Source organism: Candidatus Mycosynbacter amalyticus (genome assembly GCF_025273655.1).
GTDB lineage: Bacteria > Patescibacteriota > Saccharimonadia > Saccharimonadales > Saccharimonadaceae > Mycosynbacter > Mycosynbacter amalyticus.
Window position 1 is genome coordinate 282,638 of record NZ_CP045921.1, and the last position, 25,966, is coordinate 308,603.

At 50.7% G+C, this 25,966-nt stretch carries 25 protein-coding genes; 23 read left to right on the plus strand and 2 right to left on the minus strand.

What is annotated here, in order from left to right:
- Window positions 1-24: 24 nt before the first annotated feature.
- Window positions 25-1,269, plus strand: a complete 1,245-nt coding sequence (locus GII36_RS01525) for an aminoacyl--tRNA ligase-related protein (RefSeq protein ID WP_260763909.1) — start codon at window positions 25-27, stop codon at window positions 1,267-1,269.
- A gap of 94 nt (window positions 1,270-1,363) precedes the next feature.
- A complete protein-coding gene (gene greA, locus GII36_RS01530) occupies window positions 1,364-1,822 on the plus strand; it encodes a transcription elongation factor GreA (protein WP_313900712.1) in 459 nt (152 codons plus the stop codon).
- A gap of 50 nt (window positions 1,823-1,872) precedes the next feature.
- Here the strand turns inward: greA and GII36_RS01535 are convergent, their stop codons facing one another.
- Window positions 1,873-2,703: a hypothetical protein gene (locus GII36_RS01535; protein WP_260763911.1), complete on the minus strand. Its 831-nt coding sequence runs from the start codon at window positions 2,701-2,703 to the stop codon at window positions 1,873-1,875.
- A gap of 234 nt (window positions 2,704-2,937) precedes the next feature.
- Between GII36_RS01535 and GII36_RS01540 the strand changes: the two genes are divergently transcribed.
- The 7 genes from GII36_RS01540 to GII36_RS01570 are packed head-to-tail and all read left to right on the plus strand — an operon-like array spanning window position 2,938 to window position 10,265.
- The gene (locus GII36_RS01540) at window positions 2,938-4,449 is read left to right on the plus strand and encodes a lysine--tRNA ligase (protein WP_260763912.1); all 1,512 of its coding nucleotides are present in this window, start codon (window positions 2,938-2,940) and stop codon (window positions 4,447-4,449) included.
- 12 nt (window positions 4,450-4,461) lie between these two features.
- Complete coding sequence (locus GII36_RS01545) at window positions 4,462-4,959, plus strand: metal-dependent hydrolase (protein WP_260763913.1); 498 nt, start codon at window positions 4,462-4,464, stop codon at window positions 4,957-4,959.
- Between the two features lie 34 nt (window positions 4,960-4,993).
- Window positions 4,994-5,542, plus strand: a complete 549-nt coding sequence (locus GII36_RS01550; RefSeq protein WP_260763915.1) for an NADPH-dependent FMN reductase — start codon at window positions 4,994-4,996, stop codon at window positions 5,540-5,542.
- Complete coding sequence (locus GII36_RS01555; protein WP_260763916.1) at window positions 5,539-7,293, plus strand: DUF2207 domain-containing protein; 1,755 nt, start codon at window positions 5,539-5,541, stop codon at window positions 7,291-7,293. The genes GII36_RS01550 and GII36_RS01555 overlap by 4 nt, the downstream gene beginning before the upstream one ends.
- Before the next feature lie 54 nt (window positions 7,294-7,347).
- Complete coding sequence (locus GII36_RS01560; RefSeq protein WP_260763918.1) at window positions 7,348-8,181, plus strand: undecaprenyl-diphosphate phosphatase; 834 nt, start codon at window positions 7,348-7,350, stop codon at window positions 8,179-8,181.
- Window positions 8,182-8,193: 12 nt separating this feature from the next.
- Window positions 8,194-8,898, plus strand: coding sequence for an ABC transporter ATP-binding protein (locus tag GII36_RS01565; protein ID WP_260763919.1), 705 nt, complete (start codon window positions 8,194-8,196; stop codon window positions 8,896-8,898).
- Window positions 8,898-10,265 carry an ABC transporter permease gene (locus tag GII36_RS01570; RefSeq protein ID WP_260763921.1) on the plus strand — a complete coding sequence of 456 codons (1,368 nt, stop codon included), beginning with the start codon at window positions 8,898-8,900 and terminating at the stop codon, window positions 10,263-10,265. The genes GII36_RS01565 and GII36_RS01570 overlap by 1 nt, the downstream gene beginning before the upstream one ends.
- Here the strand turns inward: GII36_RS01570 and GII36_RS01575 are convergent, their stop codons facing one another.
- Entirely contained in the window at window positions 10,266-11,081 is an 816-nt protein-coding gene (locus tag GII36_RS01575; RefSeq protein ID WP_260763923.1) for a hypothetical protein, read from the minus strand.
- A gap of 66 nt (window positions 11,082-11,147) precedes the next feature.
- Here GII36_RS01575 and serS point away from each other — a divergent pair, with 66 nt between their 5' ends.
- From serS to GII36_RS01645, 14 genes are all read left to right on the plus strand, one after another.
- Complete coding sequence (serS, locus tag GII36_RS01580; protein WP_260763925.1) at window positions 11,148-12,395, plus strand: serine--tRNA ligase; 1,248 nt, start codon at window positions 11,148-11,150, stop codon at window positions 12,393-12,395.
- Between the two features lie 126 nt (window positions 12,396-12,521).
- Window positions 12,522-12,887 carry a ribosome hibernation-promoting factor, HPF/YfiA family gene (gene hpf / locus GII36_RS01585; protein ID WP_260763927.1) on the plus strand — a complete coding sequence of 122 codons (366 nt, stop codon included), beginning with the start codon at window positions 12,522-12,524 and terminating at the stop codon, window positions 12,885-12,887.
- Between the two features lie 96 nt (window positions 12,888-12,983).
- On the plus strand, window positions 12,984-15,614 hold the full coding sequence (secA, locus tag GII36_RS01590; RefSeq protein WP_260763928.1) for a preprotein translocase subunit SecA: 2,631 nt from the start codon (window positions 12,984-12,986) through the stop codon (window positions 15,612-15,614).
- Window positions 15,614-16,900 carry a M16 family metallopeptidase gene (locus tag GII36_RS01595; protein WP_260763930.1) on the plus strand — a complete coding sequence of 429 codons (1,287 nt, stop codon included), beginning with the start codon at window positions 15,614-15,616 and terminating at the stop codon, window positions 16,898-16,900. Before secA ends, GII36_RS01595 begins: the two co-directional genes overlap by 1 nt.
- A 24-nt stretch (window positions 16,901-16,924) precedes the next feature.
- Entirely contained in the window at window positions 16,925-18,238 is a 1,314-nt protein-coding gene (gene murD / locus GII36_RS01600; RefSeq protein WP_260763932.1) for a UDP-N-acetylmuramoyl-L-alanine--D-glutamate ligase, read from the plus strand.
- A gap of 35 nt (window positions 18,239-18,273) precedes the next feature.
- On the plus strand, window positions 18,274-19,263 hold the full coding sequence (locus tag GII36_RS01605) for a M48 family metallopeptidase (RefSeq protein ID WP_260763934.1): 990 nt from the start codon (window positions 18,274-18,276) through the stop codon (window positions 19,261-19,263).
- Window positions 19,235-20,317 (plus strand): peptide chain release factor 2, encoded by a 1,083-nt coding sequence (prfB, locus tag GII36_RS01610; RefSeq protein WP_260763936.1) that lies wholly within the window; start codon window positions 19,235-19,237, stop codon window positions 20,315-20,317. Before GII36_RS01605 ends, prfB begins: the two co-directional genes overlap by 29 nt.
- Window positions 20,310-20,795, plus strand: a complete 486-nt coding sequence (locus GII36_RS01615) for an 8-oxo-dGTP diphosphatase (RefSeq protein ID WP_260763937.1) — start codon at window positions 20,310-20,312, stop codon at window positions 20,793-20,795. The genes prfB and GII36_RS01615 overlap by 8 nt, the downstream gene beginning before the upstream one ends.
- Before the next feature lie 4 nt (window positions 20,796-20,799).
- Entirely contained in the window at window positions 20,800-21,186 is a 387-nt protein-coding gene (locus tag GII36_RS01620; protein WP_260763938.1) for a DUF3817 domain-containing protein, read from the plus strand.
- A gap of 36 nt (window positions 21,187-21,222) precedes the next feature.
- On the plus strand, window positions 21,223-21,912 hold the full coding sequence (gene ftsE, locus GII36_RS01625) for a cell division ATP-binding protein FtsE (protein ID WP_260764363.1): 690 nt from the start codon (window positions 21,223-21,225) through the stop codon (window positions 21,910-21,912).
- Window positions 21,909-22,895 carry a cell division protein FtsX gene (locus GII36_RS01630; protein ID WP_260763939.1) on the plus strand — a complete coding sequence of 329 codons (987 nt, stop codon included), beginning with the start codon at window positions 21,909-21,911 and terminating at the stop codon, window positions 22,893-22,895. The genes ftsE and GII36_RS01630 overlap by 4 nt, the downstream gene beginning before the upstream one ends.
- A gap of 65 nt (window positions 22,896-22,960) precedes the next feature.
- Window positions 22,961-24,130, plus strand: coding sequence for a CHAP domain-containing protein (locus GII36_RS01635; protein ID WP_313900709.1), 1,170 nt, complete (start codon window positions 22,961-22,963; stop codon window positions 24,128-24,130).
- Window positions 24,131-24,211: 81 nt separating this feature from the next.
- Window positions 24,212-25,444: a S41 family peptidase gene (locus tag GII36_RS01640; RefSeq protein WP_260763940.1), complete on the plus strand. Its 1,233-nt coding sequence runs from the start codon at window positions 24,212-24,214 to the stop codon at window positions 25,442-25,444.
- A 41-nt stretch (window positions 25,445-25,485) separates the two neighbouring features.
- On the plus strand, window positions 25,486-25,875 hold the full coding sequence (locus GII36_RS01645; protein ID WP_260763941.1) for a response regulator: 390 nt from the start codon (window positions 25,486-25,488) through the stop codon (window positions 25,873-25,875).
- Window positions 25,876-25,966 lie beyond the last annotated feature (91 nt).

Consider the following 25,966-nt stretch of genomic DNA (forward strand, 5'->3'; position numbering starts at 1 on the left):
TTACAAGAGAAATCAAGGAGTAATATGAAAGTTTCAGAGTTGTTTACTCGCACTAGTAAGACCGCGCCCGCAGATGAGGTGGCCAAAAACGCCCAGCTGCTCATACGAGCAGGCTTCGTCTACAAGGTCATGGCAGGGGTTTACGCCTACACGCCACTCGGTCTCAAGGTCCTAGAAAACATCAAACAAATTGTGCGCGAAGAGATGAACGCTGTCCACGGTCAAGAAATCATCATGAGTAGTCTGCAGCGCAAAGAGACCTGGGAGGGCACTGGTCGTTGGGACGACGAGGTGGTTGATGTATGGTTCAAGTCAAAACTAAAAGATGATACAGAAGTAGGGTTTGGCTGGAGTCACGAAGAGGCGATTATGGAGATGATGCAGCAGTTCGTGAAAAGTTACAAAGACTTACCGACAAGTGTGTATCAGTTCCAAACTAAGCTACGCAACGAGCTGAGAGCCAAAAGCGGTATTATGCGTGGGCGCGAGTTTGTGATGAAAGATATGTATAGCCTGCATGCTACCGAGGAAGACATGGATGCGTACTACGAAGGTGTGATCAAGGCGTACAAGCGCTGTTATGAGCGTTTTGGGATCGGTGCTAGCACGTTCGTGACATTTGCGAGCGGCGGAGCATTCACCAAGTTTAGCCACGAGTTTCAGACTATCTGCGATGCCGGCGAAGACATACTATATGTAAACGATGAGCAGACCGTGGCAGTCAACGAAGAGGTGCTCGATGATGCGGCGGCTGAGCTAGGTATCGACAAGGCGAGCTTGCAGCCGGTGAAGAGCGCCGAAGTAGGCAATATCTTCAAATTTGGCACGAGCAAATCTGAGCAAATGGGTATTACATACATGGACAAGGACGGCGTACAAAAACCAATTTACCTCGCGAGCTACGGCATCGGCATCACTCGAGTCATGGGTGTGATCGTGGAGAAATTTGCCGATGAGCGCGGTATTGTGTGGCCAGAATCAATCGCTCCAGCCAAGGTATATCTGGTGTCGATTGGCGCTCAGGGTAGTGAAGTGGCCGATGCACTGTACGACGAGTTAACAAGTCGAGGTGTCGAAGTGCTCTACGATGACCGTGACGCACGCCCAGGTGAAAAATTCGCCGATGGCGAACTGATGGGCATCCCCTACACGCTCACTGTCAGCGACCGACTGGTAGAGGCGGGTAAATACGAGCTCAAAGCACGGGCGACCGGGGAGGTCAACCTGTTGACCAGAGATGAGCTGTTTGCTAGTATAAGTACATCGTAAACACGCTAGAGGTAGGGTTTACATCAGACACAAGACGCCACATGCACCCGCTGACCATAGAAGCGGGTGTCTTATAAGAATCAAGACAAGGAACATATTAATGAAAAAAGCATTTCAGATCACCAACGACGGCAAGAAAGAGCTCGAGAAAGAGCTTGAGCAGCTCAAAGGTCGCCGCGGCGATATCGCTGATAAGATCGCCGAAGCGCGTGACTATGGGGACTTGAGCGAAAATGCGGAATACGATGCTGCTCGTGAGGAGCAAGGTGTGGTAGAGACGCGTATCGCCGAGATCGAAGACATCTTGCAGAACGCCGAGATTATCTCTGGTGCAAAAAAAGGCCAAGTCGGTCTAGGTTCGACTGTCGAGCTCAAAACCGGCTCCAAGACTGTCAAATACACCGTTGTCGGCCCAGTCGAAGCGGATCCACTCGAAGGCAAGATTAGCAACGAATCACCAATTGGTGAAGCACTGATGGGTAAAAAGGTGGGTGAAACAGTTACAATCAAGACGCCAAAAGGTGAGACTGAGTACGAAGTCGTCGCGGTATAGCGTCTTGAATTATAAAAAATCCCGGTGTATCCGGGATTTTTTATTGCATACTATTGGTACTGGCGAGTATCAGCGTGAGCGGTCTCGCTGAATACCACTACTGGCATCTTGCCAGCATTTGGTACAATAGGACGCTGGGTATTGTCGTCTGCACGACTGTTTGCCCACTGGGCGTGAACAAGCTCATCGGCTGTAACTAAGCGCTCTAGATGCTCATCGTTTATGGCGAGCGTGTTGTAATTGACAGTATTGTCGATTGCGCGTGCGGCAATATGCAAATAGACGTATGGCTCGGCAGTGCGTTTGATCTCGCTATCGATTGTACTGATGATTGCCTCTGTGATGGGCTGGTTGATTTCTTTGGCGTGTTTGATTGCACGTTTGATTTTATCGCTCATCTCTACTTCTGGAAGATAATCGATAGTAGTATAGAGCGCTGACTCAAGCGAAGGCTCTGCGGTGATTTGGGTTGCCTTTGCGAGGATGATCACATCAATTTCTGTTGGAGTGTGGTGGCTGCTCGCATCCTCGATAACACGGGGGTCGATATTGAGTTCGCGGCATGTGTCCTGTGGCAATACTTGTACGACGAGCTCTTGTGCTGTGTCGGCCACCTCTTCGCGAAAAATATCTTTTAGGGTAGTGTCTGGTGCTGATGCAAAGTTGTGAACTGCCGAAAGAAACGCATCGTATGTATCCGCGAGCGTGGGGTCAGTCGCCAAGATGGTCTGTTCTAGGTCGGAAGCCCCTTCTGAGTTAATAGTGGCAATCGCGGTACTAGTAAACCCCTCGCCAGAGAGAGGGGTTTGAAGGTGTAGGGCAGTAGTATCGTACTTATCAAGCGTTGGTGATGTGTGATATGTGTCGTATGTGTTTTTCATTTCGATACCATCTATGCTATATTTACGATTTGTTTATGGCACAATTGTAGCGCCGGAAGCATTTTGAGACAAGCACAATATATCACCCATGACATATTATTATACAATAACACTATATGTAGTGGTTCAAGACGGCTGACGACACTATATAATAAGAAATTTTAATAAGTAGTTTTTACAACATATATGGGGTGGCTACCGAAGTTATGAGAAATGCGATATACTTGAACGTATATGGCTACTTTGCAAGATTACAGAGATGAGCGTGTACGTAAGCTCGAAGAATTACAACAGCTAGGCGTCAATCCGTACCCGGCTACTAGTCACCGCACCGCTACGGCGAAGCAGGTGATTGATGAATTTGCTACTCGCGAGGGGCAAACCGTCACGGTGACGGGGCGTATCACGGGGCTGCGTAAGTTTGGCAAGCTGGCCTTCATTGTACTGCGCGACATGAGCGGGCAAGTGCAACTGTTTCTCCACGCGCCAGATGTCGCCGAGCTCGATGCGGCGAGTGGGGTACTTGGTATGAAGCAACTGAATCTCCTTGATACGGGCGACTTCGTCGAGGCGACCGGTGAGGTGATTAAAACCAAGACCGGGGAAGTGTCGGTAGGTGTGAAGACGCTACGATTGCTCGCCAAGAGCCTGCGCCCTATGCCACTAGAGCTAACCAACAAAGAAGAGCGCTTCCGACGTCGTTACGTGGATATGAATGTGAACCCAGAGGTGCGTGAACGTTTCGTGCGTCGTAGCAAGTTTTGGCAAGCGACACGTAATTTCCTGGAAAGCGAAGGTTTTGTAGAGGTAAACAATACTGTACTTGAGGCGACCGCTGGCGGTGCCGATGCTAATCCGTTTATCTCACATATGGACGCGTTGGACCAGGATTTCTATCTGCGCATCAGTCATGAGTTGCCGCTCAAACGCTTGCTGGTGGCGGGCTTCGAAAAGGTGTTTGATCTTGGGGCGCGCTTCCGCAACGAAAACTACACCGAAGAACACTTGCCTGAGCACAACGCGATGGAATGGTACTGGGCGTATGCCGACTGGGAAGATGGCATGGAGCTCACCGAGCGCATGATTCGCTATATTTGTGATGCGACATGGGGTACACGCCAGTTTACACTTATGAGTGGTGAGACGGTAGACTTTGGTGCTGATGGTGAACATTTCCCTCGCATTAGTTTCGTTGGTATTCTCAAAGAGCAGTACGATATCGACGTGTTTGAGAGTTCCATCGAAGATATCCAGGCTAAGCTCAAAGAGCATAATCTCGAGGTAGAAGAAGTCGATAATCGTATCCGTAGTCTGGACAAGCTCTGGAAAAAATATCGCAAAACACTTGCTGGTCCAGCATTCCTGATCGACATGCCTGTCTTTATGCAGCCGCTCGCGAAAGTAAATGCCAACGACCCGCGCCTCACCGAGCAGTTCAACCTCGTGTTCGGCGGGAGTGAAATGTGCAAGGCGTTTAGCGAGCTCAACGATCCCGTAGATCAGCTCAACCGTTTCCGTGAGCAGCAAGCCATGCGTGACGCGGGTGACGACGAAGCCCAGATGCTCGACATCGACTATGTGGAAGCACTCGAATACGGCATGCCGCCAGCATGTGGCCTCGGCTACAGTGAGCGTGTGTTTTGGAGTCTCGAAGGTATCCCGGCGCGTGAAGGTGTGCCGTTTCCGCAGCTGCGTAGTGAAATCGACGAGACGACCAAGGCGATTTATCCAGATCTAAATCTATAAAAGGGGATACGGGTGGCGAACTATAAGGGGCACATCGTGGGTGGACTGGCGGCTGGCCTCGCGTATGCAGGTGCTATGACAGTGGTACCTGTAGAGCATTTGGCTGAATATGCAAGGCTACTGAGCGACTGGCAAGCGCTCGCGGCGGTGTTTGTAATTGCTATGCTGTTTGCGTTGTTCCCAGATGTTGACACTAACTCAAAGGCGCAAGACATCTTCTTCTGGCTGGTATTCATCGTGGATGTATTGCTGATATGGAACGGTTCGTTTGCTGCTGCTGCATATTTGGGCCTGATCGCAATGCTGCCAATACTGACGCATCATAGGGGCTGGACGCATGCCAAATGGGCCATGGTGCTCGTGCCACTTCCGGTTGTGCTCGTGCCACTCCTTTATAGCGAAAAACTCCTGCCTATCGCAGTTGTCTACTACGGGGCCGCTGTAATGGGCTACTTTAGCCACTTGCTGCTCGACGGTCTCATCTGGAAGCGATTCAGGATTAAAAACTAGCCACTTGCTATAATAATAACAAAGGAGATGACGTATGAAGATCGCGGTAATTGTTGGTAGTCTGAGGAACGGTTCGTATAATCACGTGCTGGCGCATGCGCTGGTGGAGCGCTTACCGGCTGGGAGCGAAGTGGAGTGGTTGAAATTGACTGAAATACCGTTCGTGAACGAGGATCTAGAGGCTGAGGTACCAGAGGTGGTGCAACTGGCTGCGCAGCAAGTAGCGGAAGCGGACGGATTGCTAATTGTGTCACCAGAATATAATCGCGGCATCCCGGCGGTGACGAAAAACATCGTCGATTGGCTGAGTCGCCCAAGTACAGGGCATCCGCTGAAGGGCAAGCCAGTAGCGATTGCCGGCATCTCAAGCGGACCAATCAAGACGATGGTGATGCAGTCGCAGCTAAGACCAGTGTTGGCTCATACGCAGGCTGTGGTGTTGACTGCGCCGGTAATTGCACTAACAATAGGCGACGATAACATGACGGCGTCTGGCGGCGTAAGCGACGTGACAGCGCGTCACCTCGATGCATACATTGCTGCATTTATGGTGCATGTTGAGCGATATACGGAGCGCGTATGAGATTTAAGTTCTTTGCGAGTATTTTTGTAGTAGGACTGTCGCTCGTGAGTGGTCAGCCTACGGCTGCGGCGGCAAATGATTTTGAGATTACCAACTACCATATGCAGCTGGAGCTGGGGCGCGACAGCGAGCAGCGATCAACACTCAAAACGGTGGAAAAAATTACGGCACTATTTCCGGACACGGATCAAAACCACGGTATCGAGAGAGCAATTCCAAGTTCATATGAAGGACATACGACGAGCCTGCATATTGAATCTGTGAAGAGTGAGGCGGGTGTAGCATTGCCGTATACGATCTACGAAAGTAACGGCAACCAGGTGGTACGAATCGGCGACAAAAATACCTACGTGCACGGTAGTCAGACATATGTGCTGACATATGCGCAGCGCGACGTGACGCGATACTACGCAGATACGAAGATGGACGAGTTTTACTGGGATCTAAATGGGGTGGACTGGAAGGTGCCGATACAGCGGTTCACTGCTGAGGTGACGATGACACCGGAGGCACGCACGTACTACGAGCAGTATGCGTGCTATCAGGGCGGGGCAGGTTCAAGCGCCGGGTGTCAGATTACGCAAGAGGGTGCGATGTTTCGTGTGGCGGCAAGTAGCATGGCGCCGGGCGATAATGTGACGGTAGCATTGGGGTTTCGGCCAGGGGCGTTTGCGACGTATCAACCATCGCTATGGGAGCGACTGGTGGGTGTCTGGATAGGATTATTGGCAGTGACAGGACTCGCGAGCGTGGGACTAATCGTGTGGCTATCGGTACGATGGTCTCGACTGAAGAATCGTGTGCGTGACATAGGTACGATTGTGCCAGAGTATCTGCCGCCAAAAGCGGTGAGCGTGACGGCGAGTGCTGAGGTGTTGGATAGTCCACGTGCGGTGTTTGCGGCGCAGTTGCTCGACTTGGCAGTGCGCCACTATCTCAAAATCTATGAGACGAAACCGAAATCTTTTTGGTCGAACGCGCAGTATACGCTAGAGATCACGGGTGATGTGACCAAACTGCGCGCCGAGGAGCAAGAGCTACTACGCGATATTTACGATGGCAAGACAAGTGTAGGCGAGAAGCTAGAGATGAAGACGTTGCAGAGCAATACCGCACTGTACAGTCGCATGCAGGACAACCCAAAGAAGCTACAGGCGCTCGTGCGCGGTGAGTATGCATTACGCGAGCGGCTGACGACGCAGCGGGCATGGTTTACGCGCACAAGTGTCATCGTATTCCTGATTGCTATTGTGACTGGCTCGCCGTTTCTGCTGGTGGCGGCAGGTACGGCCTGGCTATTGGGATATTCGCTATGGTCGCTGACTGACAAAGGACTCAGTTTGCGGCGCTATCTAGAGGGGCTCAAACTCTATATTGGTGTGGCTGAGGTGGAACGACTCAAGATGCTGCAGACTCCAGAGGGGGCAGAGAAAGTCGGCACGGATATCGAAGGAAAGCCTGCCGAACTCGTGAAATTGTACGAAAAAGTGTTGCCGTATGCGGTACTGTTTGGCCAGGAAAAGGAATGGGGAAAGCAGCTTGGTGAGTACTATGCTGAGTCTCGCAGTAATCCAGGTTGGTATAGCGGCGGCGATGCGACAGTGTTCAATGCTGCGGTGTTGTCGTCGGCGATCGGTAACTTCACTACTGCAAGCTCCTACACTTCGGCTAGTAGCTCGTCGAGCGGCGGCTCAGGCGGTGGAGGCTCGTCTGGTGGCGGAGGCGGCGGAGGCGGCGGAGGCGGCTGGTAACCCCAGAGCTTATGCTATACAATAAGAGGCAATGAACTGCGGGAAAACTGACTGATGGAGTGGTGGCATGCGATTGTATTTGGTGTCATCGAGGGAGTGACAGAGTTTCTGCCTGTGTCGAGCACTGGTCATCTGACGATCATGGAGAAGCTGCTGGGGTATCAGATCGATGATCCGAGCGTAACGGCGTTTACGGCTATTATCCAAGTAGGAGCAGTGCTGGCGACAGTACTGTATCTGCGGAAGGATATTTGGCGTGTTGGTGTGGCGTGGTTGCGAGGGCTGGCCCACGGCGGGCAGCGCAAACACGACTACAAATTTGGTTGGGCAGTGCTTATCGGCTCGGTGCCAATAGGTATCGTGGGCTTTTTGTTCAAAGACGAGATCGAGGGAGTGCTCCGTAGTTTGTGGTTTGTAGCGGGTGCGTTGATCTTGTGGAGCGTCGTGATGTGGTTTGCGGATAAGGCTGCACTCCAAAACCGCCACGAAAAAGATACAACCTGGAAAGATACGCTAGTGATTGGTCTGACGCAGTGCTTGGCACTGATACCAGGTGTATCGCGCAGTGGCGCGACTATGTCAGCAGGGCTCCTTCGTGGATTTGACCGCGTAACGGTGACCAGGCTATCGTTTTTCCTCAGTATTCCAGCACTCATGGCAGCGGCCGTACTACAAACAGTCACGCAGTACGATGAGATACAGCATGGTGTGGGCTGGGGTCCTACGCTGCTCGCGACGGCAGTGTCATTTGTCGTGGCGTGGTGGGCTGTGGCTTGGCTGCTGAAATTTATCGCGAAGCATGATTATTCAATCTTCATCTGGTACAGGGTGGGGCTGGGTGTACTGCTGATAGTGCTATTAACAACGGGCGTGGTGAGTCCGGTATAACAGGAGGGTGTGATGATAGACGTACAACATGTCACGAAAACGTATGGTAAAAAAAGTAACAAGTTCGTCGCGTTAGACGATGTTAACCTGACAATACCCGACGGAGCGAGTGTAGCGATTATCGGTAAATCTGGTAGCGGCAAAAGTACACTGATGCACGCTATGAGCGGGCTTGATCGACCGCAAGATGGCGCGATTGTGGTGAACGGTGATGATATTTTGAAGCTCAAGCCGAAGAAAGTGGACGCGTTTCGGGCTGAGCAGATGAGCTTCATTTTTCAGGCGTTTTTCGTGCAGGCAAACGAGACCTGCTACGACAATGTGAGCTTACCGCTAGAAATAGCAAAAGTGTCGCGTGGACAGCGTAAACCCAAAGTACTAGCAGCGCTCAAGGCTGTAGGGCTTGAAGACAAAGTAAAGTCGAAGGCAAAAGATCTGTCTGGTGGGCAGAAGCAGCGCCTCGCTATCGCGCGAGCGATTGTGAACCGACCCAAAATCCTGTTTGCCGATGAGCCTACGGGTAATCTCGATAGTACAACCGGTGATGCGATTGAGCGCTTGCTGTTTGCTATCAACAAAAAAAGTGGTGTCACGCTTGTGATCGTGACACACGACGCTGACCTTGCGGCCAAATGTGATATGCAGATACAGATCAAAGACGGCCGAGTACAATCGGTGAAGCAGCGCCATGCTACGCTCACGAAAGGAGTGAAATAATGCGACGCCGTGATATTGCCGCACGCGCAAGCAAAAGCTTGGCACAGGCTAAAATGCGTACATTACTGACAAGTCTTGCGATTGCTGTGGGGGCATTTACACTTACGCTCGCCCTAGCAGTCGGCGAGGGCTCGCGCCAGTACATCGACAAAGTCATCTCGTCAAATGTGGATCCGCAGATGTTGATCGTGTCAAAAGATAAATCGCTGTTTGAAGGTTCGGGTGCGACAGGGAGTGGATTGAAGGAATACTCGGAAAATCAGAGTGCGTATAACGGCCTGTCGATTAAGGCGCTGACAGACGACGATATCAACAAAATCAAAGCCCGCTCGGACATCCAGTCGGTGACGCCATCATATATGGTGTCAGCGCAGTACGTGACGTTTGCTGAGAAGCCAAATGCGAAATACACCAGCGACATCACACTCTACGATACGTCTGTATTGCCGGAGACGGCGGCGGGCAACTTACCGCCACGCGGCGAGCAGATTGGTGACGATGAGGTAATTGTGCCGCAGAGTTATCTCGATACGATGAAGGTGGGCGATGCAAGCAAATTTGTAGGATCGACTGTCACGCTACATCTTGTCAAACCAGCTAAGGAGTTGAGTCAGGCTGAAATACAGTCGCTGTTTGCAAACGAGGGGCAAGCGGGTGTCGAAAAAGCGTTGTCGCCTGAGACGAGGGACGTAACTTATAAGGTGCGCGCAGTCAGTAAAAACTCTGCCACGTCGCTGTCGGCGAGTAGCGGGCTCTTCATCTCGGAAAACCAGGCGCGTGATCTGTCTCAGTGGCTTACCAAAGGTACTTCCCAGGAGGGGCAGTATTTCTCGGCGACTGCCAAAGTAAAAGAGGGTGTCGACCCGGCGGACGTGAAGAAGTCTCTCGAGCAAGACAAGATCTACAGCATGACCGCGGAAGACCTGCAATCGCTGATTTTTCAGGTAGTGAATGTGATTCAGGGAATCGTGATTGGGTTTAGTATCCTGGCACTGTTTGCGAGTTTGTTCGGCATTATCAACACCATGTATATCTCGGTGTTGGAGCGTACTAGGCAGATTGGCCTCATGAAGGCGCTTGGTATGAGTGGGCGTGACGTAGCGAAGCTGTTTCGCTACGAAGCAGCCTGGATAGGTGCACTAGGTGGTGCGATTGGCGCGGGACTGGCGACGCTTGTTGGCGCGATTGCCAATCCGTACCTTACCAAATGGATGAGTCTCGGCGATGGTACGTCGCTCCTGATCTTTCAGCCGTACGTGATTGTACTGATGATAGTGGGGCTTATGCTGGTGGCGGTGATCGCTGGCTATTTACCGGCGCGCAAAGCCGCCAAACTTGATCCTATTGAGGCGCTGCGTACCGAATAACTATTTGATGCAGTTGTTGGTGATGTCGATGATGACATAGCGTTCGTTTTGACCATCGGTAGGTTGGTCAGCGGGATATGCCACGGGATCAGCAAGATTGATACGATCTTCGGGAATGCCTTGTTTTATTAAGTCTTGCTGGATTTTAGTGACACGGTTTTGGATCACTTGTTTCCGCTCCTCTAGTGTGTCAGATGTAGCCGCAAGGTAGCCGCGGACGCTAAAAGAGTAGTCTTTTGCGCTAGTTTTTTTGTAGAAGTCTCCCATGCGATCGAACAGCTTGCCAGCATTTTCCTCGCCGGAGTAAGTAGTACTGGTGTCGTCTGCGAATATCATGGTTGCTCCGCGGATTGTGCGAGCATATAAACTAGTTGCATCGAGGTATTGTAGGTCCGCCTTCGCTAGGCAAAAGTCTTGGGAGGTCGTATTTGCAGCTTGTTTTTTGTCCTCTTTGGGCGTAACTCCGATTGCATCGCCAACCGCAAGTTCCTTGACTATGCCGTTCTGGATTGCGATGCGTGCGTGTTTGGGCGACTCGTTGTCTGTGAAGCTGTAGCGTAGATAAAAAGTAGAAGCTTCTTCGGTGGTGGTATCCAGTCGATAATTTCGTGAACTGACCGCAGTATAAAATTCGTCACTGCCACTTGGCGTACCGTGTGATTTGAACGAGGCTTCATCCTGTGACGAGGCGGCATGCATAGTCTGTTCGGCGGTGCGGGTCGCTCGCGCTTGTGGCGTAAAGAATACAAAATAGATACCTGTACCAGCACCAGCAATGATGAGGATCAGCGTAATTGTTATAAAGAACTTTTTCATGTGTTTTAGTATACCGCATCGTGCTCATAGTTAAAAAAGCTAGCTACTACTGTTATACTAAAATACATGTTAGATATCAGATTCATACGAGACAACCCAGAGAAAGTACAGACAAACGCAGAGGCAAAAGGCTATCGCAATTTGTCTGTGTCAAAACTACTGGAGCTCGATGATTCACGCCGTGGCTTGCAGCAGCAGGTAGATGAGCTGCGTGAAAAGCGCAATGCCAATGCAGCCAAGATGAAAGGCGGTAAGCCTGCCCAGGAGCTAATCGACGAAGGCAAGCAAATCAAGGTGGAATTAGCCGAACGCGAGGAATATCTAAAAGCGGCCGATGAAGAGTACACGGCGCTGCTCAATAACTTCCCGAATCTTACCGATAATGACGTGCCAGTGGGTGGCGAAGAAGACGGTGTCGAAATCAAACAATGGGGCGAACAAACATCCGGTGCACGTGATCATCTAGATTATGCTGTAGAGCGCGACTGGGTAGACTTCGAGCGTGGTGCTAAGGTGGCGGGTGCGAAGTTTTATTATCTAAAAGGCGACTTGGCGCTGCTCGAACAAGCGATCACACAGTACGCGCTCAATGTACTCGTCGGCAAGGGCTTCAAGTTTATGACGGTGCCTCATATGGTGAATGCACGTACGATGACCGGTACCGGCTTCGCGCCACGTAGCAGTGATCAGAGCGACGAATATGCGATAGAGGGCGAAGATCTATCGCTCATCGCGACGGCCGAAATCCCACTTACAGGCTATCATGCCGACGAGATCCTCGACGAAAAAGACCTCCCGCTTATGTATGCCGGCCTGAGCCCTTGCTACCGGAAGGAAGCGGGTACCTATGGCAAGCACACCCGTGGGTTGTTCCGTGTGCATCAGTTCAATAAGCTCGAGATGTATGCGTATGCGTTGCCGGAAAAATCGCGCGAAGTGCATGAACAACTACTGGCCGTAGAAGAAGAGATCTGGCAGGCGATGAACGTGCCATACCATATCATCAATATCGCTAGTGGCGACTTGGGCGCGCCGGCCGCCAAGAAGTTTGACATCGAATACTGGTCTCCGGTGGATGGTACCTACCGCGAACTCACAAGCTGTAGCAATTGTACTGATTTTCAGACACGCAATCTCAATATTCGCGTGCGCCGCACTGACGGCACGGTGGAGATGGTACACTCGCTCAATGGTACGGCAGTAAGTCTTGCTCGTTCGCTTGTAGCAGTGCTAGAGCATAACCAGCGCGAAGACGGCAAGCTAAATGTGCCGGAAGTGCTACGACCGTATATGGGCGGTCGAGAAGTTATATAGTTTTCGCTAATTCCATGTCAGAAAATTATTACATTAGAATTAAAACAAAATAAGTCAATACCCGCATAGCGAATCGACCCAAAAACTGCTATACTGTAACTACAAGCACCTAACGAGAGGAGGGATATGATCTCACCGATTGCAATTACTGGTATCAAATACGACGTGGATACGCGCACCAAGAAGTATGTAGAACAGAAAGTAGGCAAACTCGACAGGTATCTTCCTCGGCATGTGCGCAGCGACATCAAGGCAGATGTGAAGCTAGCACAGATCGATCAGAAAAACGGCAACAAGTATGAGGCTGAGGTAATACTATATACACCAGAGAAGACACTGACAGCCAAGGATTCAACTGTAAACGTGCTGGCGGCGATTGACATAGTAGAAGCCAAGCTGCAGGCTCAGCTAGCGAAGTATAAAGAGCAACACACCGAAGATCGTAGTGTGCTGAGCAAATTCAAACGTAGTTTCGCTCGCGAAGCGCAGTAATTTTCACTGCTTTTACCTCTTTAAATTTTCGGAGTGACCTCGTATAATGAGGGGTAGTTATATGCTGCAAATTTTCTGGAAGTGAGGGATTTCTCTATGGTAAGCAGACAAAAAGTGTTGACGAAAGTATTTGGCGACCCCCAAAAGCGCGTGGTAAAGGCGCTGGAAAAGCGTGTCAAAGTTATCAACGAACTCGAAGATAAGTATAAGAAGCTGAGTGACGCAGAGCTCGCCAAACAGACGGAAGTGCTGAAGAAAAAGCTGAGTGGCAAGAAAAAATCAGCACTCGACGCTATCCTACCCGATGCATTTGCCGTGGCGCGCGAAGCGAGCCAGCGAGTACTGGGTATGCGACACTTCGATGTGCAGCTCATCGGCGGTATCGTACTGCATGAAGGTAACGTGGCAGAGATGAAAACAGGTGAAGGTAAGACACTCGTAGCGACGGCACCTGTATATCTGAATGCACTTGAAGGCAAAGGTGTCCATGTTGTGACAGTCAACGATTATCTGGCACAGCGTGATGCGAGCTGGATGGGCGAGCTTTACCACTTCCTGGGCCTTTCTACGGGCGTGATTATCAACGACGCGTCATTTGTGTATGATCCTGAGTATGACAACGAGGCACACGATGACGAGAAGATGCGCCGACTCAAACCAGTGAGCCGCAAAGAGGCCTACGCAGCTGACATCACGTACGGAACAAATAATGAGTTCGGATTCGATTACCTGCGCGACAACATGGTGAACGACGAAGAGCTAGTGCGTCAGCGTGAGCTGAACTTTGCCATTGTGGATGAGGTAGACTCGATCCTGATCGACGAAGCGCGTACACCACTCATCATCTCGGCACCGGCGGCCGAAAACCCAGAGCACTATCTGACGTTTTCTAAAATCGCAGCCAAACTGGCGCCAGAAGATTACATCCTCGATGAGAAGCGCAAGAGCGTCGCACTAAGCGACAAGGGCGTCGAAAAAGTTGAGAAAATGTTGGGCATCAAAAACCTCTACCTGCCAGACAATGTGCGCAGCGTGTATCACATGGATCAAGCGCTCCGAGCACAAACTTTGTTCAAGCGTGACAAAGACTACGTGGTGACCCATGACGGCGAGGTGATCATAGTGGATGAGCATACTGGCCGCCTCATGCATGGCCGCCGTTACAGCGAAGGCTTGCACCAAGCGATTGAGGCCAAAGAGGCAGTGGCGGTGCAGACAGAGAGCATGACACTTGCAACTATTTCGTTCCAAAATTTCTTCCGTCTGTATAAGAAGCTGGCTGGCATGACCGGTACGGCGTTCACCGAACTCGAAGAGTTTCACCAGATCTATAGTTTGGACGTAGTGCAAGTGCCGTCGAACCGTCCACTGGCACGTATCGACAAAGAAGACTTGATCTATAAGACGGAAAAAGCCAAGCTCAAAGCCGTTGCTGAAGCGATTCAGGAATATCACAAGCAGGGGCGCCCAGTACTGGTAGGTTCTGGGTCAATCGTGAAAAACGAGATGATTGCCAAATACCTAGATCAAGAAGGTATCAAATACGAGTTACTCAACGCCAAAAACAACGAACGTGAAGCGGCGATTGTAGAAAAAGCTGGTGCAAAAGGTGCTATTACGCTGGCAACCAACATCGCTGGCCGCGGTACTGACATCAAACTTGGCGAAGGCGTCAAAGACCTAGGAGGGTTAGTGGTGATCGGTAGTGAGCGTCACGAGTCACGTCGTATCGATAACCAGCTGCGTGGTCGTGGCGGTCGCCAGGGTGATCCCGGTGAGACGCAGTTCTATGTGAGTACCGAAGATGATCTGATGCGTATTTTCCAGGGTGAGCGTATCGCAAGTATCATGGATCGTCTGGGTGTGGACGACGATATGCCAATTCAGAACAAGACGGTCTCAAAGACGCTTGAGTCTGCCCAGAAGCGTGTCGAAGGCTATAACTACGATACGCGCAAAAACGTGGTGCAGTACGACAACGTGATCAACCGTCACCGCAAAGTCGTGTACGCAATTCGCCGCAAGATTTTAGAGGGTGATGACATCAAGTATGAAATCGATCGCCTGATCAATGAGGCGGTTCACCAGCTCACGAATGTGCCTGCAAAGAACAACAAGAGATTTACCGAAGAGTTCGAGGCTATTTTCCCGATCGGTGATGAAAAGATTAAGGCTATTGGTGCCGAGAAGCGTGACAAAGTACGTGAGACAATGGCCGTAGAGGCGGTAGAAAAGTTCTACGGGGAGCGAGAAAAAGCTCTGACACCAGAGGTGATTCGCAAAGTCGAGCGCCAAGTTTACATGGAGGTACTTGACCAGCTCTGGATGCAGCACCTGGAAAATATGCAGCACTTACGCGAGGGTATCCACTGGCGAGGTGTGGGGCAGCGTGACCCACTTGTAGAATACCGTGTCGAATCACAAAAGCTCTTCGAAGGATTGCAGACAACACTACGCGAAGAGGTACTGAAGGTGCTGACGCATTTACGCCCGACCGATGTGACTGTACAGCTTGAAGAGGACCACGATACAGAGCTGACGCGCTTAGCTGAAAGCTCGGTGGAGCAGGGTGTCAACGAAGTTGCAAGTGTGACGCATATTGGTGACGATGATTTTGACGCATCCGTGAAGAAGGCCAAGACCGTCAACGACGCCAACAAGGCCAGGAATGATGCCCGCAAGAAGAAAAAGGCACAGCGACAGAATCGTAAGAAGAACCGCAAATAATGAAGCACACAGTAGAAGAAGTCCGGCTCAAAAACGGTGCGCGGGGGTTACTCATCGACGTACCTGGTGCAACAGTAATGAGTTTTGAGTTTCAGTTCCGCGCCGGTAATCGTTATGTGAAGCATAAAGATATCTACGAAACAGCACATCTTATGGAGCATATGGCGTTTGGTGCTAATGCGAAGTACAAGACAGAGCATGAATTCGAAGCGGAGTTTACCAAAAACGGTGCGTATCACAACGCCTACACAAGTGATTTGTCGATGGTGTATATGGCCGAATGTGCCGACTTTGAATGGGAGCACATTCTAAAGCTCCAAGAGGTATCAATTTGCCAGCCAAAGTTCAACGAAGATGAGTTGGCAGCAGAGAAAGGTAACGTACGCAGCGAGCTGACAGGATATCTTAACAATCACATCCGTTTATTGTGGCCAAAAGCGCAGCAGCTACTGGGTGAAGATATTTTGACGTTTAATCAGCGACTTAAGACGATCTCGCATGTGACGCTACGTGATATCCGCGAGCACCACAAGCGTACGCATACGAGTGATAACCTGCGCTTTGTGATTGCCGGGAAGCTTCACGGACGCAAGGCTGAGATTCGACGCCAACTCGAAGAATGGCCCCTGCCACGTGGTGAGCATTTCGCGGTACCGCATGACGAGATGCATTCGGCGAATGCAAGCCTTATCCGTCGCAAAGAAGCTTCAAATATTACGTTTGGCTGGTCAAATATTGTGCCACGCGTACTAAGCGATGAGGAGCTCGACGCTATGGCGTGTCTTAACCATTTGCTTACCGGTACTATGCACTCTCGCATTTTTGGTACGGCGCGCAAAAAAGGGCTGTCGTATAATGTATTCAGTGATGCTGCGGCGAGCTTCTATGAAAGTAGCTGGGACTTTGGTGGTCAGGTGAATCATGAGGCGGCGCACGAACTATTTGTGATCATCCGTGACCAGATGCGACAGGTGCTTGATGGTGAAATTACCCAAGCAGAGATCGAAGCGGCTAAATCATACGCACTCGGTCGTCATCAGATGGGTGCTCAGACGGTGGCGCAGATTAGTAATTTTTATACCTCGCGCTACTTCGGTGACGGCGTAGTAAAAGATTATGAGAAAGTGCCGGATTCGATTACACATACGAGCCGTGAATGTATGATTGAGACTGCACGCGAATTTATTCGTACAAACACATGGGTACTGGCGGCCGTTGGTAGTGGTGAAAAAGCCGAGATCAATGAACTCAATACGCTACTTGAAGAGCTCTATATCAAGTCTTGAGTAAAGGTTAGGTACAATAGGGGTATGAAAATTGCGATAGTTGGCTACGGAATCGAGGGGGAGCAGAACTATAAGTACTGGAGTGTGCGTGGCGATGATGTGACGATTGTTGATGAGCGGCAGCCGAGCCGCGAGCTACCCGAAGGTGCCAAGGCAATTATCGGTGAAGACGCACTCACGCAGCTCGACGAGTTTGATATGATTGTGCGCACAGCGGGTCTCGCGCCGACGAGGCTGGGGACGCACGTAAAGGTATGGTCGGCGACCAATGAGTTTTTTCGTCAATGCCCGGCACCAATCATAGGTGTAACTGGCAGCAAGGGCAAAGGCACGACATGTAGCTTGGTGGCAAGTATCTTGAGTGCTGCAGGCTACAGGGTGCATTTGGTGGGTAACATCGGTACGCCCGCTCTAGAAGTATTGCCAGATATCGAGTCGGATGACATTGTTGTGTATGAGCTAAGTAGTTTCCAGTTGTGGGACGCGGAACGCTCACCGCATCATGCGGCAGTGCTGCATATCGAGGCGGATCACCTCGATGTGCACGCAGACTTCGCGGAATACATCGCGGCTAAATCCAATATCGTGAAATATCAGACACGTAGTGACACTGCAGTGTACCACCCGACTAACGAATGGAGCCAAGCAATTGCCGAAAATATGCCAGAGTTCGTCACTCAGGCGGCAAAATATGCAAGCCAGGACAACGGCAATCCAGCGCGCGAAACTGTCTATGTTGCAAGCGGCAAATTTGTGACTACCAAAGGGCGCACAATTTGTGAGACGAGCGCACTCAAGCTACCGGGCGCGCACAATCAAGACAACGCTTGTGCAGCTATGAGTTTGTGTCTCAACTACGAAGTGAGCGATACGCAGTTCGCAGAAGGTCTGAGTGCATTTACAGGTTTGCCGCACCGTCTGCGATTTGTGGCAGAGAAATCGGGTGTGAGCTACTATGACGACAGTATCGCTACCACTCCGGGTAGCGCGATTGCTGCTGCATACGCGTTTACTCAGCCAAAAGTTATGATACTTGGCGGTTCAAGCAAAGGTGCTGATTTCGCGGAACTTGCTCATACATTGCAAGACGTACGAGTTCGCAAGCTGCTGCTTATCGGTGAGGAGGGCGCACGTATTGCTGCGACGTTTGCGCGCGAGGGGGTAGCTGACTACGAGGAAGTAACTGGTACGATGGCCGACGTGGTGACCCGTGCTGCCGAGGTGTCTCAGCCTGGTGACGCTGTAATACTCAGTCCAGCTTGTGCGAGTTTTGGCATGTTTCGGGACTACAAGGATCGTGGTGATCAGTTTATCTCAGCAGTTGGTACGCTCGCCTGAGTGTTATACTAAAAGGAACGAATACGAGGAGAAGAATGAACGAAGAGACTACTATAGTGCCGCAACAGCCTGCTGCGCCGCCTGAGCATCCCGCTGTCCGACAGGCAAACTTGACGAGTGATTATGTAGTATTAGCCATCGGCGTTCTCGCGTCGCTTGCGGTAGTGGGGCTAGTGTTTCTTACCAGCATCGCATCGTTTATCTATGGTACTGAAGTGGTTGCAGAGGAAACTGGTGCGAGTCCAGTCGAAGATTTTTTTGGTAATTTGTTCGGTATCGCAATTGTAGTAGGCGTCGCGCTGGCATTTATTCTCACGCTTATCCGTATGATGCGCCAGCAGATGCTTGGCAATGCGCTGCAAGTGGAATACAGCGACTACGCATGGCTGCGCGAGTGGAGCAATCAAGTGGCGAAAGACCTGCATATGCCGCGAGTAGAGATCATGGTAACGCAGGATCCAGTGATCAATGCCTATGCGTTCGGTTTCGCTACCCCGTACACTATCGTGCTTCATTCGGGCTCGATTCGCTGGCTAACGCATGAGCAGCTCAAGGCTGTGGTGGTGCACGAGATGGCGCATGTGAAGTATCGTCATACGCAGATCGGGACGTATCTCAACTTGCTACGCATGATTCCGGTGATTGGAACACTCAACGGCTGGTTGCTCGATTTCTGGGGGCGCCGTGCAGAGTTGACAGCCGACCGATTGGCACTGTGCTACTTGCGCGACGGCAAGCTGGTGAAGGAGTCGCTGATCGGTGTGCATGTAGGGCCGGATGTCGCAACATCATTTAACGATATCGCACAGCAGTGGCAAGTGTATATGACGGATAACTACTTTAATCGCTTCACGCAGACGTTTAGCTCACATCCTTTCTTGGTACGACGTCTGCGCCATATCGATGCAAAAACCGAGGAATTCACACCTATCTGGCCACCTAAAACTACAATTGTCCGCAAAAAACCTATCACCAAGAAAGAGACGGCCGCGTCCGATGCAGCCACTGAAGAAACGACTCGATAATCTCAGGCGCGAGTTCGACGACTTATTCGCCAAACTCCAGATTGCCGACAAACAAACGCAGCGAGACGCGCTCGAGGATGAGCTAACTCGGCCGGAACTGTGGAATAATCCGACACATGCAACTGAGGTCAACAAGCAGTTTGCGGCGCTTGATAGTACGGTGTCGCCCTGGACAACACTTGCAGCGCAGCTTCGTGATATTGCCGAGCTAATGGAGCTAGGTGACGACACACTAGCGGGTGAGTTTGATGGGCAAATTACTGCCATGGAGTCACAGCTCGATGAGCTACGAAAAGCCCTGAGATTCACAGGCGCTTTTGATGACCACAATGCGATTATCCGTCTCAGTGCGGGCGTGGGTGGTACCGATGCGCAGGATTTCACCGAGATGCTCGAGCGCATGTATCTGCGTTGGGCAGAAAAGTCAGGCATGACTACCAGTAGTGTGGAGCGTTCAACCGGCGAAGAAGCTGGCGTGAAAACAAGCGTGATTGAGATCGTCGGGCCATATGCATATGGCAAGCTACGTGGCGAACATGGCGTGCATCGTCTAGTGCGGTTAAGTCCGTTTAACAGCGACAATCTGCGCCAGACAAGCTTTGCGCTCGTGGAAGTACTGCCGCAAATTGATACGCCAGACGAGGTGACGATTGATGACAAAGATCTGAAGATTGATGTATATCGTAGTGGTGGGCATGGTGGTCAAAGCGTCAATACCACCGATAGCGCCGTGCGTGTGACGCATTTGCCTACGGGCATCGTAGTAGCGATTCAAAACGAACGGAGCCAGATTCAGAATAAGGAGACAGCTATGAAGATACTCCGCTCCAAGCTCGCGCAATTGCAGCTTGAGCAACATGCGGCGTCAATAGCTGATTTGCAGGCTGGTGAAAGCGCCAACTGGGGTTCACAAATCCGCAACTACGTATTGCATCCGTATTCACTCGTCAAAGACACGCGGACGAAGTACGAAGAAAAGGATCCGCAGGCGGTACTGGATGGCAAGCTGGATGGTTTTATGGAGTCGTATCTGGAGAATAGTAGCTATGAGTAAAGAGCGTATGAAAGCGCTGACATTGGTGTTTCTTCGGCGTGAGGGCGAGGTATTGCTTGCGATGAAAAAACGTGGCTTTGGGGCTGGTCGCTGGAATGGCGTAGGGGGAAAGCTTGAGCCGGGTGAAACTGTCGAGCAGGCACTTGTGCGAGAAACCTGGGAGGAAATTGGCGTAAAATTGCTATCGTATGATAAGGTGGCGCAGATTAGTTTTGATGAACTCTACAATGGCGAACGAACCACTATGAATGTGACAGTGTACACGAGTGATAGTTGGGAGGGGGAGCCGACCGAGAGCGAAGAGATGCGACCAGAGTGGTACCGCGAAGATGAAGTGCCGTACGATGATATGTGGCCCGATGACGTGTACTGGTTGCCTATGGTACTCGCGGAGGATGCCAAGATAAGGGCTTCATTTACGCTCGACGAACACGATACTATCGTATCGCATGACGTGCAGAAAGTAGCAGAGTTGTAACACAATGAAGGCCAGGGTGCGGCACTTCTACGACAAAACTCACTGGTTTTCGGATGAGGATGCCTGGATGTTATTCCGCCTGGCGGCTTTTACCGAGGCGGTAGGCTGGACACTCCTCATCTCGGCTGTTATAAGCCGTAAACTTGGCATGCCGGGTGCAGATATTTTCGTGAGTATCGCGGGTACGCTGCACGGCGTATTCTTCCTGAGTTTTTTCTGCTTACTACTTGCCACGGCACGCAGCATGGAGTGGGGTATGTGGCGACTCGGGAGTGGCCTAGTGGCAGGTAATGTCCCGTACGGGTCGGTCGTGTTTGAGCGGATTATGCGCTGGCACCGGCGCAAATATCCAGTAGTCGTGACGGCGCCTGTCGGCTATGATGAAGATTAGAGAATTGAAGCCGCGAGCGCTTATGCTATACTACATATAGTAATGATTCTGTTAGATAGGGTTACCAAGACATATGGCAAGGCAGCAAAACCGGCGATTAATCGTGTCAGTTTGCATATCGAACCGAAAGAGTTTGTGATACTCGTGGGTACGAGCGGCGCGGGCAAATCGACACTGCTCAAGCTCCTAACGCGCGAAGAGAAGCCAAGCAGCGGCAAAATCGTGGTTGGCGGTATCGACTACGATAATCTCAAAGATAAACATATTCCGCTACTGCGCCGCAAAATCGGTGTAGTATTCCAGGATTTCAAACTATTGCCACAGCGTACCGTATACGAAAACGTGGCATTTGCGCTTGAAATCGCCGGTATGACTAATCGTGAGATCAAGGCAACGGTACCAAAGGTGATTGAGCTAGTAGGGCTTGCCGGCAAAGAAAAAAGTTTCCCCAGGCAACTCTCTGGTGGTGAGCGCCAGCGTGTGGCAATTGCGCGTGCAATCGTGCGTCAGCCAAAAATCCTCATCGCAGACGAGCCAACAGGAAACCTTGATCCACGTCACAGTTGGGATATTGTAAAACTTCTCGAGAAAATTAATCGTTACGGCACAACCGTGCTGCTCACGACGCACAACGTTGAGATTGTCAACAAGCTCAAGCGTCGTGTGATCACGCTTGAACATGGCAAGATTACCAGTGATCAAGTATCAGGGAGCTATAAGCAATGAGTCGAGGTAACAACAAATCAGAGGCAAAGTTGTTCGCACTCAAAAAACGTCGCCGTCGCCAGTGGCTGACGTTTGTGCGCATGTGTCGCTACGGCATTAATAATTTTAGTCGCAACGCGTGGCTGACAATCGCGGCTACGGCTATGATGACATTGACACTGTTTGTGATCTTGATGACGCTCGTGTCGCGCAACATTTTGCTGGATAGTGTGGCCGAGATCCGCAACAAAGTCGATATGTCTGTATATGTGAAATCTGATACGAGCGAAAAAGATGTCGATAAGCTTGAGGCATCACTCGAGAACGTCGAAGGTGTGACAAAGGTGACCTATGTGACCCCGGAAGAGGCGAGAACAAACTATGCCGAAGCAAATAAGAACAACCCACGGGCGCTTGATGCACTCAATCTCGCAGATGCACAGTTTCCAGGTACGTTTCGTGTCAACGTGGTGGATATTAACGATACTGCTGCATTGACAGAATTTACTAAGAATAACGAACTCTACAAAAAGGTGAGTGATCCAGATAGGCCGGCGTCGTTTGCGGGCGATAAGCGTGATGCGATCGCTAATATTGGTCGTTGGGTCAATTTCGCCGAGAAGATGGGACTAATAATTAGTGTAATCCTCGTGACAATCTCATCCCTAATCGTCTTCAATACTATTCGCATGGCAATCTTCAACCGTAAGGAGGAGATTGAGATGATGAAGTTGATCGGTGCCGATAAAGGATTTATCCGGGGGCCATTTGTAGTAGAGGCAGTGGTCTATGGATTTATTGCAGCACTGATTGCAACTGTACTTGGTCTGTTGGCGCTTCACTTTGCAGCACCAAAGCTGGAGTCGTACGGTATTGCGGTGAGTGGTACATTCGACAGTTTGATACTTTATATCGGGTTTGTACTGCCAGGGATGATCTTGGCAGGCGGACTGATTGGCGTCATCTCGTCTCTGTTTGCGACGCGTAAATACCTCAAGATTTAATGTGCGAAAAGCTACAACAGTGAATGCTTGACGTCACGAAAACGCTTATGCTAAGCTAGGTAGTAATGAAACTACGGTCCACCACACCAGTTTCGGAATCGTTTGCTGCCAAGGCAGCGAGTGTTGCATGCGCAGTGCTTATGGCGATTTCGACACCTATTGCTATTGGCAAGACGGCTTTTGCTAATTACGACGCACAAATCAATGCCGCACAACAAGAGGCAAACGCTAACGGCGCACAGGCTGCAGAAATCGGTCGTATGGCCGATACGTTGCAGGCTGAACTCGATCAGATAGAGGCGCAGAAAGCCGCTATCATAGATCAGATTCACCAAAGTGAAGCACGCCGCGATAAATTTGCGAGTGATATCAAAGACAGCGAAGTAAAGATTGCGGATAACAAAAAAGCACTCGGCAACACAATCACCGATATGTATGTCGATTCTAGCACCTCGACGCTTGAGATGATCGCGAGTAGCAAGACAATTGGTGATTTCGTAGACAAACAAGCGCAGCAGTCTGCAGTGCAGAATAAGCTTGACGATACAATTGATAAGATTGCTGCCCTCAAGAAGCAGCTTGAAGAGCAAAAGCAGGGTGTAGAACGCGAACTGACCAATCAAGAGGCGCAGCGCAAACAGCTTGCTGATAAAGAAGCCGAAAAAGCAGCTATCGTAGAAGAAACTCGTGGTCAAGAGGACGCGTATCGCCAGAAGGCAAATGCCAAAAACGCCGAAGTAGAGCGCCTTCGCGCTGCGCAGGCCGAAGAGAATCGCCGAGCTGCAGCAGCTGCAGCAGCTGCTGCAGCCAAGAGTGGCGGTGGCTGGAGTGGTTCGATCCCCGCTGGTACGCCTGGTGGTGGTGGGTACCCTGGAGTGTGGGCAAATGCACCGCTTGATGCGTATATTGACCCTTGGGGACTCTATACTCGCGAATGTGTGAGCTATGCCGCCTGGAAGGTAGCAAGTACTGGACGCTTCGTGCCGCACTTCGGCGGCGCGGGCAACGCACGTCAATGGCCCTCAACTGTTGCTGCCTATGGTATTCAGAGTGGTAGTACGCCACGCGCCGGCTCGGTAGCTATGTGGCCTATCGGCTATTATGGCCATGTAATGTATGTTGAGAGCGTCAATGCCGACGGCACTATCACGGTAAGTGACTATAATCTTGAATGGGATGGATTATATCGTAAATATACTCGCTCGGCAGCCGGCCTCACCTATATCTATTTCTAAGCCGAGTCACAATTGTTATGGTAATACCGCATTTCGTACTGAAATGCGGTATACTTATATGAGTAAAAACGGAGGAAACCAGTGGCAGACAAACAGCCGACTCATAGCGCGCACGCCCCAGCACGCGGAACCGCAAAACCAACAACTTTTAGTGCGACATTTGTCATAATTGCGGTGCTTGTAGCATCTGCAGTGAGCTTTGTCGCAGGCACGCGCGGCACGGAGCTTCTTAGCATGGTAGGCGGGACATTTGGCGTGCAGGTGAGCACCGACCAGTTGGATGCCAGTTCATTGCAGGAGACATATCGCAAACTCAATGCCAAGTTTGACGGCAAGCTCGACGAGCAGAAGCTTATAGAGGGTGCAAACAAAGGACTGGTAGCAGCTGCGGGTGATACTTATACCCAGTATTTTACCGCCAAAGAGGCTCAGGATCTGCAAAATGATTTGTCGGGTAACATCGGCGGCGGTATCGGCGCGGAGCTGGGCAATCGCAATGACAAAGTGACAGTAATCCGTACGCTCGACAACTCTCCCGCCTCGCGAGCTGGCCTGGCGGCGGGAGATGTGATCATCGGTATCAACGGTGAATCGGCACAGAAGCTGACTGTCGATGAAGTAGTGGACAAAGTGCGCGGTGATGTCGGCTCGACGGTCAAAATTACTATTGAGCGCGATGGACAGGCAAAAGATTTCACAGTTACACGCGAGAAGATTGTTGCACCGGACGTAGAGTCAAAAGTGAAGGACGGGGTGGGTATTATTACGGTAAGTCGTTTTGACAAAGATACTGGCACCAAAGTGCGCTCTAGCGCCGAAGATATGAAGCGGCAAAACGTGAAAGGCGTGATACTTGACCTTCGCGGTAACGGCGGCGGCTATCTAGAAGCGGGTATCGATACGGCGAGCGTATGGCTGAACAATCAAGTGGTCGTATCGGAGCGTCGCGACGGCAAAGTGGTAGATGAACGTAAATCCGCCAAAAACCCAGTGTTGGGTGATACGCCAACGGTAGTGCTGATCAACGCCGGCTCGGCAAGTGCCAGTGAGATTGTAGCTGGTGCGTTGCATGATCATGGCAAGGCGAAGCTGATTGGTGAGAAATCATTCGGTAAGGGTAGTGTCCAAGAGCTCGTAGATCTTACGAACGGCGATCAGTTGAAGGTAACTGTAGCACGCTGGTATACACCAAATGGCAAAAACATTACTAAAGAGGGTATAGCGCCAGATACAAAGGTAGATCTGACGAAAGACGATGTCAATGCCGACAAAGACCCACAGCTTGATACGGCGCTGCAGCAGCTCTCGCAGTAACAGCTTGTGCTTTGAGTGGTGAGTAGAGTACAATGAGGTCTATGGATACCAAAAAGAAAATTCTCCTCGTAGAAGACGACACGACACTTGCAGAAGTATATCGCTCTAGGCTTGAGCTTGAAGGATTTGAAACAAAGCTAGTGACTAATGGTGAAGACGCACTTTCTAGTATTCAGGAATACAAGCCAGATCTAGTATTACTTGACGCTATGATGCCAAAGATTAGCGGTTTCGACGTACTCGATATTATTCGTAATACGCCAGCAACAGCCAATACGCGCGTGATCATGCTGACTGCTCTAAGCCAGCCGAAGGATAAAGAGCGCGCTGAGAATCTGGGTGTTGATGAATATTTGGTGAAATCACAAGTGGTGATTGGTGATGTGATTGCCAGGGTCAAACATCACCTCGGCCTTCCAGTCGATCAATAATTGCGTTCTACATTTACAAAAACCTCCCGTGATCCGGGAGGTTTTTAGCTATGTCGTGGCTTCCGCTTCTGTAGCTGGTTTTCATCAATCA